The sequence below is a fragment of the Bradyrhizobium sp. C9 genome (assembly GCF_002532045.1).
Taxonomy (GTDB): domain Bacteria; phylum Pseudomonadota; class Alphaproteobacteria; order Rhizobiales; family Xanthobacteraceae; genus Bradyrhizobium.
Genome location: NZ_NWTG01000004.1, coordinates 15,802 through 29,186 on the forward strand (window position 1 = coordinate 15,802; position 13,385 = coordinate 29,186).

At 65.3% G+C, this 13,385-nt stretch carries 12 protein-coding genes; 6 read left to right on the top strand and 6 right to left on the bottom strand.

Annotated features, from left to right (window positions below):
• Position 1 precedes the first annotated feature (1 nt).
• The 4 genes from CO675_RS10430 to CO675_RS10445 all read left to right on the top strand — a co-directional run bounded on the left by CO675_RS10430 (position 2) and on the right by CO675_RS10445 (position 3,998).
• Complete coding sequence (locus tag CO675_RS10430; RefSeq protein ID WP_097671858.1) at positions 2-847, top strand: phosphatase PAP2 family protein; 846 nt, start codon at positions 2-4, stop codon at positions 845-847.
• A gap of 68 nt (positions 848-915) precedes the next feature.
• Positions 916-1,668, top strand: coding sequence for a glycosyltransferase family 2 protein (locus CO675_RS10435; RefSeq protein ID WP_097671859.1), 753 nt, complete (start codon positions 916-918; stop codon positions 1,666-1,668).
• Entirely contained in the window at positions 1,668-2,006 is a 339-nt protein-coding gene (locus CO675_RS10440; protein WP_097671860.1) for a lipid-A-disaccharide synthase N-terminal domain-containing protein, read from the top strand. Before CO675_RS10435 ends, CO675_RS10440 begins: the two co-directional genes overlap by 1 nt.
• Before the next feature lie 186 nt (positions 2,007-2,192).
• Positions 2,193-3,998, top strand: a complete 1,806-nt coding sequence (locus CO675_RS10445; protein ID WP_158231211.1) for a M23 family metallopeptidase — start codon at positions 2,193-2,195, stop codon at positions 3,996-3,998.
• An 18-nt stretch (positions 3,999-4,016) separates the two neighbouring features.
• Here the strand turns inward: CO675_RS10445 and CO675_RS10450 are convergent, their stop codons facing one another.
• Positions 4,017-5,699: a Na/Pi cotransporter family protein gene (locus CO675_RS10450; protein ID WP_097671862.1), complete on the bottom strand. Its 1,683-nt coding sequence runs from the start codon at positions 5,697-5,699 to the stop codon at positions 4,017-4,019.
• A 334-nt stretch (positions 5,700-6,033) separates the two neighbouring features.
• On the opposite strand from CO675_RS10450, the gene CO675_RS39850 reads away from it, so the two are divergent.
• Positions 6,034-6,279, top strand: coding sequence for a PilZ domain-containing protein (locus CO675_RS39850; RefSeq protein ID WP_021079298.1), 246 nt, complete (start codon positions 6,034-6,036; stop codon positions 6,277-6,279).
• Between the two features lie 139 nt (positions 6,280-6,418).
• Positions 6,419-7,243: a tetratricopeptide repeat protein gene (locus CO675_RS10455; RefSeq protein WP_198964564.1), complete on the top strand. Its 825-nt coding sequence runs from the start codon at positions 6,419-6,421 to the stop codon at positions 7,241-7,243.
• A 26-nt stretch (positions 7,244-7,269) separates the two neighbouring features.
• Here the strand turns inward: CO675_RS10455 and CO675_RS10460 are convergent, their stop codons facing one another.
• From CO675_RS10460 to metC, 5 genes are all read right to left on the bottom strand, one after another.
• The gene (locus tag CO675_RS10460) at positions 7,270-8,538 is read right to left on the bottom strand and encodes a CpaE/TadZ family protein (RefSeq protein ID WP_097671864.1); all 1,269 of its coding nucleotides are present in this window, start codon (positions 8,536-8,538) and stop codon (positions 7,270-7,272) included.
• Complete coding sequence (locus CO675_RS10465) at positions 8,535-9,275, bottom strand: CpaD family pilus assembly protein (protein WP_198964565.1); 741 nt, start codon at positions 9,273-9,275, stop codon at positions 8,535-8,537. The genes CO675_RS10460 and CO675_RS10465 overlap by 4 nt, the downstream gene beginning before the upstream one ends.
• A gap of 27 nt (positions 9,276-9,302) precedes the next feature.
• The gene (locus CO675_RS10470; protein ID WP_097671866.1) at positions 9,303-10,769 is read right to left on the bottom strand and encodes a type II and III secretion system protein family protein; all 1,467 of its coding nucleotides are present in this window, start codon (positions 10,767-10,769) and stop codon (positions 9,303-9,305) included.
• A gap of 13 nt (positions 10,770-10,782) precedes the next feature.
• Positions 10,783-11,586 (bottom strand): Flp pilus assembly protein CpaB, encoded by an 804-nt coding sequence (cpaB, locus tag CO675_RS10475; RefSeq protein WP_097671867.1) that lies wholly within the window; start codon positions 11,584-11,586, stop codon positions 10,783-10,785.
• A 303-nt stretch (positions 11,587-11,889) separates the two neighbouring features.
• On the bottom strand, positions 11,890-13,086 hold the full coding sequence (gene metC / locus CO675_RS10480; RefSeq protein WP_097671868.1) for a cystathionine beta-lyase: 1,197 nt from the start codon (positions 13,084-13,086) through the stop codon (positions 11,890-11,892).
• Positions 13,087-13,385 lie beyond the last annotated feature (299 nt).

Consider the following 13,385-nt stretch of genomic DNA (forward strand, 5'->3'; position numbering starts at 1 on the left):
CATGCCGGCGCCGCCAGCCACCGCGGAGTCCGCCAACTATTTCGGACGATTGCTGACGCTGGTCTGGCTGTCGTTTGCCCAGCTCGTGAGTGCGCCGTCGCATTCGCGCCGGGCCGAGGCGGCGCGACGCTCCGCGCGCCACGCGCTCCTGCTCGTCATCGTCACCGGCGCCGTGATCATCACGCTGATGTATGCGGTCGATGTCGCCGAGATCAGCCTGATGCCGCCACGCGGCACGCCGGGTCTCTGGTGGGTGAAGATACTCACCGATTTCGGCAAGGACGAGTATGTGCTGAGCGCGCTTGGCCTGCTGCTGGTTGCGGTCGCGTTGGCGGCGGCTGCGCTGCGCGGCGTGCCGCGCGCGACTCTGCTCGGCCTCGGAACGCGGCTGCAATACCTGTTCCTGTCGATCGCGCTGTCGGTGGCAGTGGGGGAAGTGCTCAAATGGATCGTCGGCCGCGGGCGACCGTTCGTCGGCGGCAAGGCCAATGCTTTCAACTTCCAGCACTTCGCCGGCACCGAGGCCTATTCGAGCTTTCCGTCGGGACATTCGATCACCGCATTTGCGCTGGCCTTCGCCGTGTCGGCAGTGTGGCCACGCGCACGCGGCGCGATGCTGGTCTATGCGCTGATCATCATCGCGACGCGGCTCGTGCTGCTGGCTCATCATCCGAGCGACGTGGTGGCCGGCGCGCTGGTCGGCGTGATCGGCGCAATGACGGTACGCTACTGGTTCGCCGCCCGCCGCCTTGGTTTCGCCATTGATCGCGATGGCACCGTGTTGGCGCTGTCAGGACCGTCGGAAGGGCGCCTCAAAAGGGTTGCGAGGAACGCCTTCGCCCCATAAAAGCGGTCGCCCGATGGCCGGATCGGGCGGGTTCCAGCCCCTGCCAACACCAAACCAAGAGTGCCGATTTGCCTGCTTCCGACCAGACGCCGGTCGCCGTTTCCATCGTCGTGCCTGTGCGCAACGAGGCCGACAATATCGCGCCGCTGATCGCCGAGATCGCGGCGGCGCTCGACGGACGCTGGGCTTACGAGATCGTCTATGTCAATGACGGCTCGACCGACACAACCGGCGAACGGCTGAGTGCGATCATGGCGCTGCGGCCCAACCTCCGGCAACTCCGCCATTCCGTCTCGTCGGGCCAGTCCGCGGCCGTGCGCAGCGGCGTCCGCGCCGCGCGCGGAGCGATCGTAGCAACGCTCGACGGGGACGGCCAGAACGATCCGGCCTTTCTGCCCAAGCTGATCGCGGCGATCGAGAGCGGCAATGGCCGGGTCGGCCTCGCCGCAGGCCAGCGCGTCGGACGCAAGGACACCGGCTTCAAGAAACTGCAATCGCGGATCGCCAACGCCGTGCGCAGCATCATCCTGCGCGACGGCACCCGCGACACCGGGTGCGGCCTGAAGGCGTTTCCGCGCGAGGTGTTTCTGGCGATGCCCTATTTCGACGGGCTGCATCGTTTCCTTCCGGCGTTGGTCCGCCGCGAGGGGCTCGCGATCGCCTATGTCGATGTCGTCGACCGCCCGCGCCATTCCGGGGTGTCGAATTATGGATTCTTCGACCGGCTCTGGATCGGGATCATGGATCTCGGTGGCGTGTGGTGGCTGATCCGCCGCAAGAAGCCGACGCCGGTCGTCACTGAAGTGACCGAGGTGACGTGATGCTGATTCAGTTCGGCCAGGCGATGAGCGCCTATTTCTACGACGTGTTCATCGCCAAGTTCGACTTCTGGCTGGCGTTCGGCCTGGTTGCGCAATTGTTGTTCACGGCCCGCTTTCTCGTGCAGTGGATATCCAGCGAACGTGCCGGCCAGAGCGTGGTGCCGATGGCGTTCTGGTTCTTCTCGATGGGCGGCGGTCTGATGACGCTGGTCTACGGGCTCGCCAAGCGCGAGCCTGTCATCATCATCGGGCAGGGCCTGGCGACGCTGATCTACATCCGGAACATCATGCTGATCGTGAAGAACCGCGGTAAGGCGTCGAAGACGCTCGACAACTAATCTTCGTGGTCGCCTGTGCGACGAGCGGCATGCCAGTCTCCTCGGCAATCTCGACTGATTCCAGTCGGCATCAATTGATCGAATCTGAACGACGGTCAAACAATCGCCCCAAGGCGTATGGCATCTACGCCTTGTCGTGGGCGTGGCGGCATCTCGAGACCATGCGCCAGGGGACGAGGGGCGTTGATGACCGGCCACGGCGAACCCACCAATGCGCGTGGCTATCCATCGAGCGTCCGTGATGCCGGGTTGCCTGACGAGCCGCCGTTGACCGGCGAGCGCGGCCTGCCGGACCGGCGCGCAGTCAGCATCCGATGGATGGCGGGGACGGTTCTGATCGGGGCCGCAGCCGTCGTGCTCCTTGGGGGCGCGCTGCGTGGAGCATTCGGTGATCGCACGCGATTCGCGGCATCGCCGGTCGTTTCACTTCCGCGTTTCACGGGGCAGGTGGTTGACGAGGCGCGGCGCGGCGACCGTCTGGATCGGCAACCTGGCTCGCAAGGCAATTCCTCAGCACTCAAGATCGAGCAGTTGAGCGATGCCGGCTCAGTCCGTCGATTTACCCGCGTGTCAGCGCGGCTCGCGGAGATCGATCCCGAACCACAACAGCACCAGCGTCGCGAAGTACCGGCAGACGGTAAGGACGAGCAGCGAGCGAACTCGCAATCGCTGTCGGAGTTGCCCGCCATCATCCGGACAGGTCCATCACGCCGCGGGCTGCCGGGCCGAACCAGCGCCTATGCCGACAGCGAAGCTGCGCCGCAGCCGTCTTCTCCGATCGGTGAGGCTGTCAACGTCACCAGCCTTCCGAAGTCGCTTTCCTCGTCGCGTCACCATCGACACGTTGTCATCGCAAGAGCGGGTGACACACTGTCCGCCATTCTGCGGGCGTTGGCTGCGGCTGCGGAAGACGCTCCGGCGATCCTTGCTGCCTTCCCGTCGCCTGGCGGTCACGAGACGCTGACTGGTGGCGAGAAGATCACGATCATCGAACAGGGCGAAGACGCCGGATCGCCGCGCGGCCATGTCGCGAAGGTGTCGATCGAACGGCCAGACTCCGGAATGTCCGCCGTCGGTCGCACCGATAGCGGCCAGTACCAGGCGATCGTGCCGGAACAGCCGGATGTCGCCGTGTCGAACGGGAAATTGCTGCGCCGGTCGATCGACACCCGCTCCGTCCCCGGCGCGACGCTACGTGACGGCCTCAATGCGCTTGCACGCTCCAATCACGTCGACGAGGGGATCGTTGCGGAAGTGATGCGGCTTTGCGGTCGCGATTTCGACCTCGACGAGCCTCTCGGCGATGCCGACGTCGCCAACATCATCTATGCGCCCAACGAGATCGGCCAGCCGGAGCTGGTCTTCATCGACTTGACCGCCGGCGGGCAGGCGCGCCGCTACTATCGCTTCACGGCGGCGGACGACGGCAGCTCCGACTTCTACGATGAGGATGGCCAGTCCATCACCAAATTCCTGTTGCGCAAGCCGGTCGTAACGGGGCGCCTCGGCGACGGCTTTGGCTGGCGCATCCATCCGATCCTCGGCGACCGCCGCTTCCACGAGGGCGTCGATTTTGCGGCGCCCTATGGTTCGCCGATTGCGGCCGCGGGTGCCGGCGTCGTCGAGACCGAAGGCTACGAGCACGGCTACGGGAAATATATCCGCGTGCTGCACGATCGCGGCTATGAGACCACCTATGCCCACGTCGCGAGCTTCCCGCCCGGGCTGAAGATCGGAGACCGCGTTCGTCAGGGCGAGACGATCGCTTATGTCGGATCGACCGGGCTCTCGACCGGACCGCATCTCTACTATGAGGTGCGGATCAACGGCCATAATGTCGATCCACTGCGGATGAAATTGTCAGGCGGGCGGCTGCTGCAGGGCGATCTGCTTGGGGCTTTCGATCGCCAGCGGGACAGCATCAACCAGCTCGCGGCGGCCTCGGCGTTGCCGATGCGGCAGCCTGGCTCCGAACACCGACCGCCGACATAGCCTGGAAGGCAGGTTCGATCAAAGCCGTCCGGGCGCCGGAAGTTCGGCCGCGTCCACCGCATTCTCGCGATCGGCGGCGGTCTCGCCGGCGGCGTCGAGGACGGGATAGGCGACCGAACAGATGTGCGAATGGATGCGGCGAAGGTCACGCAGCACGTCGAGATGCAGCGAGGTGGTCTCGATGGTCTCGGGCCTGCCTTCGCGCAGGCGCTCCAGATGGCGCTCGACGGCGGCGAGTTCAGCCGCGCGCAGCGCGGCCTTCTCGGTGAGCAGCTTGCGCGCCTCGGCGGCGTCGCCGGACATGAACACGCCGAACGCGAGCCGCAGCGAGTCGATCGTGCGCTTGTGGAACGCCGACAATTCCACAGTGCCTTCGGCCGAGAATTGCAGGCGATGCTTGATCTTCTTGGTCGCGAGCTCGCTCAGATTCTTGTCGATGATGTCGCCGATATGCTCGAGATTGATCGCGAATGCGACGATCTCCATGGCGCGGTGACCCTCGCGCTCATCCAGGCTGCCGCGGGTAAGCTTCGTCACGTAAAGCTTGATCGCTTCGTTGAGCCGGTCGACGGTGTTGTCCATCTTCGACACCTGGTCGACCAGCGCGCGATCGTTGGTCAGCATCGCCGCCATCACCTTGCGCAACATCGCCTCGGTATGGTCGCCCATATGCAGCACCTCACGCGCGGCATCGGCCAGCGCGAGCGAGGGCGTCTCCAGCGCGCTCTCGTCGAGATAGCGTGGCCGTGACGGGTCGGTCGCCTGCGCCCGTTTCGGCAACAGGCGCTCGAGCAGACGCGCCATGTGGTCGAGCACGCCGATGAACAGCACCGCTGTCGCAATGTTGAAGGCAATGTGGAACAGCGCGGTCGCCTTGGCGAGATCCGGCTGCCAGGCGTAAATCTGCTCGGTGATCGGGCGCAGGAACGGCACCACCAGGAGGATGCCGACGACACGGTTGACGAGGTTGCCGACCGGCAGCCGGTAGCTCGCCGGATTGTCGCGCCGCGCACCCTCCATTAGCGGATTGATCGCGCTGCCGAGATTGGCGCCGAGCACGAGCGCGAACGCGGCATAGGGCGAGATGAACTGCGAATAGGCCAGTGACATCACCAGCAGCACGCTGGCGACGCTGGAATGGACCAGCCAGGTCACGGCTGCGCCGATCAGGATGCAGAGCACGGGATCGCCGGTAATCGCGTTCAGGAACACGCGAACGCCCGGGGCATTCTCGGCCGGCGCCATCGTGTCGAGCAGGATATGCAGCGCGAGCAGCATCAGGCCGAGGCCGATCGAGACGCGGCCGAGATCCTTGATCCGGGAGCGCGGCCCGCTGCGGAATGCGACGAGGCCGACAATGAACAGCACCGGCGCCACGGCTGCGACGTTGAACGACAGCACCTGCACGATCAGCGTGGTGCCGATATTGGCGCCGAGCATGATCGCAAGCGCCGGCACCAGGCTGACGATCTCCTCGGCAGCAAAGGAACTGGTGATCAGGGCCGTCGCGGTCGAACTCTGGAGCAGGGCCGTCAGGCCGAGGCCCGCGCCAAGGGCGGTGAAGCGGTTGCTCAGCGCTCGGGCCAGCAACAGCCGCAAATCGGGCCCGAAGGCCCGCAGAATCCCGCTGTGGACCATGTGCAGGCCCCACAGCAGGAGCGCGACGCCCCCCATCAGATCAAGCAGAACAAGACTTCCCATACGTCCTGGATATCCCGGCAAATTCGAGTCGAAGGCGTCACGCTATCGCCAAATGACCTGGGATCAACCCCTTTTTGTTCACGTTTGGAACCGGCTGGCGGAAAGGGTCCGTAGCGCGAGCGGCGGCCAATTGAGGCGCTGAAGGTCACCTGGAAACCCGGGGCGGGCCTCACCGTTCAACGGTGACGAGACGCGCCCGGTAAACGAATCTCGAACATGACCGTTCAATTGCGATTGGTTCCGCTAGGCAGTTCCCAATGTTTCCCGGTTATGACGGTGGGAACGAGTAGCTGTCCAGCCGAGAAGCTATCCAGAGAAGGGCTTGGGGATCAGGATGTTTGTCAATCGCCGCAAGAGCGAACGCCGTGAGTGCCGAAGCGTCGCCAAAATTCAATTGGGCACAGGGTCGTTGCCACGCGACTGCATGATCACCGATATCTCCGCCGGCGGGGTCAAGGTGATCGCTGAATATCTGGAGATTCCGCCGGAATTCACCATCATCCTGTCGAGCGGCAGTCCGCGTCAGTGCCGACTGGCTTGGCGGATCGGGCACGAATTCGGCGCCCAGTTCGTCGACTGATCCGGCCGCCAGGTTGGCGGTCCGCGCCGCATCCGGCACTGCTTCTGGGCGGGATGACGGCGAGATGATGACATCCTTAACCGGAACTTAGGGTTAAGCTGTGAGCATTCCGGAACCTTCGCTGTTCCGAGTCTCATTGATGTCTGACAAACTATCCCGATCTTCAGGCCGCCTGCACCGTCTCGCCGGCTCGGCATTTGCCGCGCTCCTGCTGATCGGGCTGTCTGCCTGTCAGACCTCGGGTCCGTCCGATATCACTGGGTCATTGGGCGATACGGCGGAGTCCACGCCGGCCCCCGCCGACCCACGGCGCGACATCGCGACCTACCACGAACGCGTTCGCGCCAATCCGAAGGACACCGACGCCGCGCTGAAATACGCCCGGGCGCTGCGCGCCACCGGCCAACGGGCGCAGGCGGTCGCGGTCATGGAGCAGGCAGTGCTGGCGCAACCCAGCAACAAGGCGCTGCTCGCGGGCTACGGGCGGGCGCTCGCCGACAACGGCAATTTCCAGCAGGCATTTGACGTGCTCGGGCGCGCCCACACCCCCGAAGACCCGGACTGGCGCATCCTGTCGGCGCAGGGCGCCGTGCTCGATCAGCTCGAGCGCCACGACGAGGCTCGGCAGTACTATGCGAGCGCCCTGAAGATCGTGCCTGACGATCCATCGGTGCTCTCCAATCTCGGCCTGTCCTATCTGCTGTCGAAAGACCTGCCGAAGGCAGAGGAGACGCTGCGCCGGGCCCGGGATCGCGCGCCCGACGACATGCGGGTGCGCACCAATCTCGCCGTCGTGGTCGGCCTGCAGGGCCACCAGGCTGAAGCCGAAACCATCATGAAGGCCGATCTGCCGCCGGATCAGGGCTCAGCCAATGTCGCCGTACTGAAGCGCCTGTTGGCGCGCAGGGACGCGAGCCGCACCGATGCGGACAAGATCCCGGTCGCGGCCAGCCGCCGCGACTAGAGCGTTCTCACGCGAAGTCCGGGAGGCTAGCCGGCGGCGCGGCGTCCATCGTTCCGGCGCGATTGCAGCTTCCTGAGAATCGGCGACAGGAACGACTCGCGCGTCTCGGCGAGATCGGGGCGGCCAGTCATGCGTTGCGCAATCTGCAGGAAGGTCTTGGTGGTGCGGTGACGCGCCGAGACTTCCGCGATCATCTGACCGTTGTTGGCGGCCTCACCGAACAACCTGCAATCGAACGGGATGGTCGCGATCGGCTGGCTCTCGATGGTCTTGGCGAAGTCCTTGACCTCGATCTCGGGGCGCTTCGACATGCCGACCTGGTTCAGACAATAGAGCGGCGGGCGGTCGTTCGGGCGCGCGGTCCGCAACAGGTTCATCATGTTCTTGGTGTTGCGCATGTTGGCGAGGTCGGGCTCGGCCACGATCAGGATATCGTCCGCGCCGACCAGCACACGTTTGGTCCAGGCGGTCCATTGATGGGGAACGTCAAGCACGATGCAGGACGTCGTCATGCGCATCGTATCGAAGATGGCATCGAAGGCTTCGGCGCCGAAATCGTAGACCTGATCGAGCGTGGCCGGTGCCGCCAGCAGGCTCAGGTGATCGCCGCATTTTGCCAGCAGGCGCTCCATGAAGGCGCTGTCCGGGCGCTCGGGCGCGAACACCGCGTTGGCGATGCCCTGTGTCGGATCCTGGTTGTAGTCGAGGCCGGCGGTGCCGAAGGCGAGGTCGAGATCGACAACGACCGAATCCAGCCCGAGGTCGCGCGCGATGGTCCAGGCGACGTTGTGGGCAATCGTCGAGGCGCCGACGCCGCCCTTGGCGCCCGCGACCGCGATCAGGCGGCCTACAGAGACCGCTTCGGAGGACGAGAACAGGCCACAGATCGAGCGCACGACGTCGAGCACCTTCACCGGCCCGATGACGTAGTCGTTGACGCCGCGCCGGACCAACTCACGATACGGTGCAGTCTCGCCGGGCGTGCCGAGCACGACGACGCGGGTGCCGGGATCGCAGACCGTGGCGAGCTCGTCGAGGCCGGCGAGCAAATCAATGTCCGGCTCGGTCTCCAGCATGATGACGTTGGGCGTCGGCGCCTTGTGATAGGCGTCGATGGCGGCGGCGATGCCGCCCATATGGACGGACAGGTGAGCCTTGGCGAGCCGGCGGTCTTCGGCGGCGGCGCGCGCCGTCGTGGCGGTCGCGACGCTGGCGCAGAACGCCTGCACGGAAATCCGTGGCGCCGGCGCGATGTGGTCGTTGGCGTGCTGTGGCTCGTCGTGTTGTTCGGTCATTTCCCGGCGTCGCTCAGCTTGGCTCTATCGGCTTCAGGGTAGGAGGTCGCGGTCGACTCACCCTTGCCGTACTTCTGGAACGCGATCGACCGGCGCGGCGTGTAGGCTGCGGTTTCGGTCCGCGGCTGCACGAGGTCGGACGGATTGGCGACCATCGCGGCAAGGTTGTGCTGCGTGGAGCAACCGAAATTGTCCCACTGCTTGTTCTCGTTGTAGCTGGGATTGTAGATCGAGGGACCGAGGTCGCTCGGCCACAAGCCGCAAGGCCCGGCGACCGCGGCCATCTTCGGATAGCTGAGGCGAATGGTCGGCAGCGCGCGCGGATCGTCGACGCGATAGGAACGTCGGGTGATAGCGTGGGCAGGCACGCCCATCGACGCCAGCACGCCGCGGATCTCCTGATACACCGCCTGCGCCGAGCGTGCATTTGAGGTGTCGGCGGGGACGTCGACCGCGATCGCGCCGGTGCCTTCGCGGCGCCAGGTGCGAGCCAGTCCCATGACGTCGTCGCGCTGCGTTTCGGTGAGGTTGCCGCGGGCGCGGCCCACGAACACGACGATCGACTGCTCGCCCTCGGTGACCGCGATCGGATGCCGTTGCCGGTAGTCGTCGGGTACCGTGCCGGTCGTAATATTATCGCCGGTCAGATTGCAGCCGCCAAGCGCGATCGCGGTGGCGAGAAGGGCGCCGGCCAGCGACAGCGTCCTGGCATGAGCGGCTCGTGTGTTGCGTGTCATCATGGCATCCCCCAACGCTTCAGCGCCTTAGTCGATGATGAAGCCGAAATTGACCGGTGTGGCGCCGATCGGCTCGGCACGGGCGGCAACGCCGTAGATGCGATTGACGCGCGCCAGCAGTGCCGACTGCGCATCGGAAGCCGGGGCGAACCCGTCGTCGGGACGCGACAATTCCTTCTGCGCAACCGCGCGCACCACATAGGGCGTCACGATGACCATGAGCTCGGTCTCGTTGTTGACGAAGTCCTGGCTCCGAAACAACTGTCCGAGCACCGGGATCTGGTCGACACCGGGCATTCCGTTGATGGCCTGCTTGGTCTGCTCCTGGATCAATCCGGCCATCGCGATCGAGCCGCCGGAAGGCACCTCCAGCGTGGTGTCGGCCCGGCGGGTCTTGATCGAGGGAATGGTCGTGCCGCCCTGGCCGCCGGTCAACGCGTTGTCCATCGAGACTTCGGAAACCTCGGTCATCACCTTCAGGCTGATGCGTCCCTCGGACAGCACCACCGGGGTGAAATTGAGCGAGATGCCGAACTTCTTGAAGCTGACGGTCTGGACGCAATTCCCGATAGTGCCCGTCGACGAGGTCTGACAGGTGACGCCGGTTGGAATCGGAAACTCGCCGCCCGATACGAAGGTCGCGGACTCGCCGGAGATCGCGGTGAGGTTGGGCTCGGCCAGCGTCTTCACCACGCCCGCGCTTTCCATCGCGCGCAGCGTCGCAGTGACGGTCGGCACGCCGAGCTTGTTCAGGGCCGCGCCGGTCAGCACGTTGTTGGCGAGCGGTCCGTTGTTGGCGGTGAAGGCGTTGGCGTTGTTGAAGACAACGGCTGCGGTGCCGTAATTCATGTTGGCGGTGAGATCGACGCCGAGCTGCTTGACGACGTCTCGCCGCACTTCGGCGACGGTGACCTTCAGCATCACCTGGTCGCGGCCGCGCACCACGATGGAGTTGACGACCTTTTCGGGGCCGCCGACCAGTTTGGCGGCGATGTCGCCGGCCTGCTGGGCTTCGACAGGGCTTGCCACTGTACCGGTCAGCACCACGCTTTCGCCGACGCCCTCGATCTGGACGCCCGGCAGCATCTGCTTCAGCGCAGCACGCATGCCGTTGAGATCGCGCTTGATCGCGATGTCGTAGGAGGCGACCTGGTTGCCGTCGGCGTCGAAGAACACCACGTTGGTCTGGCCGACCGCCGCGCCGATGATATAGGCGCGCTGCGCCGAGCGGATCACGGCGTTGGCGATCTTGGGATCGGCGACCAGGACGTCCTTGGCTTCGCGCGGCAGGTCGACCACCACCGATTTGCCGACGCCGAGCGAGACGAAGCGCGTCTTGGCGGCGATGCTGCTCGTCACCGCGACGTCCGCGTTCTTGTCGGGATCGGTCGCGCCGGCGAGGGTAGGGATCAGCATCAGGGCGGTGACCGCCGAGAATGACAGCGCGCGGACCAGTGTGGCCCGCGTCGCCAGTTGTTTTGCACCAATTGTCATATCGAAGCCCCCATCACTTCTGTGTCGTCTGAGAGCTCGGGATGCCGAAACGCACCACCCGGATGCTCTCGCCCCGCTTCGGGGCATGGTCATTGGTCTCGTCGGTCTTCTCGTTGACGTCGGCGATGCTGCGCAGCGCCAGCGCCAGCGTGCCGCTCTGCCGGGCCCGCGCGAGCGTCTCGGCCTGTTCGGGCTTGAGCTCGAGGGTCACGGTTTTGCCGATGAGGGAGTTGTTGCCGTCCTTCTCTTTCGGCGCCTGATCGATCGCCAGCACACGGACGTTGGACAGCAGGATTTCAGTGGTGACGATGTCACGGCCGCCTTGCTGCTGGTCAGGATTCTTGTCGCGTCGCGACAGGATCACGTCGACACGGTCGTTCGGCAGGATGAAGCCGCCGGCGCCGGTCTCCGGCGAGATTTCCGTGGAGATCGCGCGCATGCCGGTGGGCAGGATCGCGGCCATGAAGCCGCTGCCACTGGCCTTGACCAGTTTCTGCTCGCGGATCGGCTCGCCGACGATGAAGGGAGCGCGTGCGATCGAGCCGATGACGTCGTTCATGGCGTCGGCATTGGTGTCGTGGCGGATGAACGCGCTGCTCGCGGTCTCGGCCGGCCAGCGCTGCCATTGCACGTCTTCAGGCTTGACCGACTGACCGAGCCCGATGTCGGACTTCGCCACCAGCACCTCGACGGTCGGCAGCTGTACCACTGGCGGCGCGACCGGCGCCGGTTTGCGATCGCCAATGCTCGCCAGATACATGGCCGCGAGGCCTGCGACGCCGGCGATGCCGAGGACCACGATGCGTGCCGTCTTCATGCGATTGTCTGAATGCCCTTAACGCAGGGCAGTCACGTCCTTGCGGCACTGACAGCCCTTCCCGGGAGCATCAGTACGGCTGCAAAAGTATAAGGGAACTTGATGGAAGGTCCGGACAATTAAGGGATTGGTGGGGATGGTGAACGGCGAGTTATCGGGCACCGCCGCATCTCCGCAGAATCCCGGAGATTGCGCCTGCGCGACGCGTGCGACGTTGGTCGCAACGCGGCGGCGGCGGCAGCAGCGTCCTGGCCGGTCGGTCGTGGTTAATGTCGCCTAATGCGCAAAGCCGGTGCGGAAGGCTCAGAGCGCGGCCTTCAACGCGGCAAAGCCGCGATCGAGATCGGCCTTGAGGTCGTCGAGATTCTCGAGCCCGATATGCAGCCGCAGCGTCGGACCGCCCGGCGACCATTTGGTCGCGCTGCGATAGTCGCTGCAGTCGAACGGGATGGCGAGGCTCTCGAAGCCGCCCCAGGAAAAGCCCATGCCGAACAGCGTGAGCGCGTTGAGCATCGCATCGACCGCGCTTTGCGGCACCGGCTTCAGCACGATGCTGAACAGGCCGGAGGCGCCAGTGAAGTCGCGCTTCCAGATCGCATGCCCCGGATCGGTCTCCAGGCCAGGGTACAGCACACGATCGACCTCGGGCCGCGCGCCAAGCCAGCGCGCGATCTCGAGCCCTGAGCGGTGGTGCTGCGCCAGCCGCACCGATAGCGTGCGGACCCCGCGCAGCGCGAGATAAACGTCGTCCGGGCCGGCGCAGACGCCGAGCAGGCGGATCGCCTCCTGCACCAGCGGCCAGGCCTTGGCGTTGGCCGCGATGGTGCCGAACATGATGTCGGAGTGGCCGCCGATATACTTGGTCCCGGCCTGCATGCTGATGTCGACGCCCTGTTCGAGCGAGCGATGATAGAGCGCCGTCGCCCAGGTGTTGTCGTCGATCACGAGCGCGCCGCGGCCATGCGCCACGGCCGAGATGGCGCGGATATCGGGCATCTCGAAGGATTGCGAGCCGGGCGCCTCGACCAGCACCGCGCGGGTATTCGGCTTGAACAGCGTCTCGATGCCGGCGCCGATCAGCGGATCGAAATAGCTGGTTTCGATGCCGTAGCGCTTCAGCATGTTGTCGCAGAAATTGCGGGTCGGCCGATAGGCGTTGTCGCACACCAGCAGGTGATCGCCGGCCTTCAGCACGGCGAGCAGCGTGGTGCTGATCGCGGCGAGGCCCGACGGAGCGAGGCCGACGCCGGCGCATTGCGGGCCTTCCATCGCCATCAGCACGTCCTGCAGCGCCCGCGTGGTCGGGCTGCCGTGGCGGCCATAGGTAAATTCGGCACGATGGGCGTGGAGGTCCTCGGCGGTCGGATAGAGCACCGTCGAGCCGTGAAACACCGGCGGATTGACGAAGCCCTTCTGGGCCTTGGTGTCGCGGCCGGCCGTGACCAGGCGGGTCGCGGCGTCTTGCGGGCGGGAAGGCGTGGAGCCGTCGGAGGAGGTCATGGTGTGCTGCCGTTGGATTTTAGACTTTTTGCCGCAGCGGTACCGCGTCGGGAAGACAGGGCCGGGCCGGGAGGTGTTACTAACAAGAGGTAGAAGACGTGCGTCAACCCCTTGACCCGGCTCGTCAGTCGCTATGTGATGCGCCGCAACTACCAGTCGCCGCACGTTGAGGGGCCTGCCGCGACCTACGATCCGTTGCCTGGCCGGTTTGCACGTCAAACTGACTGTCAGATCAGCATCTTTTGCTGCAGGGGATCATTGGGATGGCCCGTGAACGCGAGGCGATCACAAAGCAAAAC

What these genes read in the sequence shown, in the direction of transcription:
- CO675_RS10430 (WP_097671858.1), top strand. Translation starts at nt 2, where the DNA reads ATGCCGGCGCCGCCAGCCACCGCGGAGTCCGCCAACTATTTCGGACGA.
- CO675_RS10440 (WP_097671860.1), top strand. Translation starts at nt 1,668, where the DNA reads ATGCTGATTCAGTTCGGCCAGGCGATGAGCGCCTATTTCTACGACGTG.
- CO675_RS10445 (WP_158231211.1), top strand. Translation starts at nt 2,193, where the DNA reads ATGACCGGCCACGGCGAACCCACCAATGCGCGTGGCTATCCATCGAGC.
- CO675_RS10450 (WP_097671862.1), bottom strand. Translation starts at nt 5,699, where the DNA reads ATGGGAAGTCTTGTTCTGCTTGATCTGATGGGGGGCGTCGCGCTCCTG.
- CO675_RS39850 (WP_021079298.1), top strand. Translation starts at nt 6,034, where the DNA reads ATGTTTGTCAATCGCCGCAAGAGCGAACGCCGTGAGTGCCGAAGCGTC.
- CO675_RS10455 (WP_198964564.1), top strand. Translation starts at nt 6,419, where the DNA reads ATGTCTGACAAACTATCCCGATCTTCAGGCCGCCTGCACCGTCTCGCC.
- CO675_RS10460 (WP_097671864.1), bottom strand. Translation starts at nt 8,538, where the DNA reads ATGACCGAACAACACGACGAGCCACAGCACGCCAACGACCACATCGCG.
- CO675_RS10465 (WP_198964565.1), bottom strand. Translation starts at nt 9,275, where the DNA reads ATGACACGCAACACACGAGCCGCTCATGCCAGGACGCTGTCGCTGGCC.
- CO675_RS10470 (WP_097671866.1), bottom strand. Translation starts at nt 10,769, where the DNA reads ATGACAATTGGTGCAAAACAACTGGCGACGCGGGCCACACTGGTCCGC.
- cpaB (WP_097671867.1), bottom strand. Translation starts at nt 11,586, where the DNA reads ATGAAGACGGCACGCATCGTGGTCCTCGGCATCGCCGGCGTCGCAGGC.
- metC (WP_097671868.1), bottom strand. Translation starts at nt 13,086, where the DNA reads ATGACCTCCTCCGACGGCTCCACGCCTTCCCGCCCGCAAGACGCCGCG.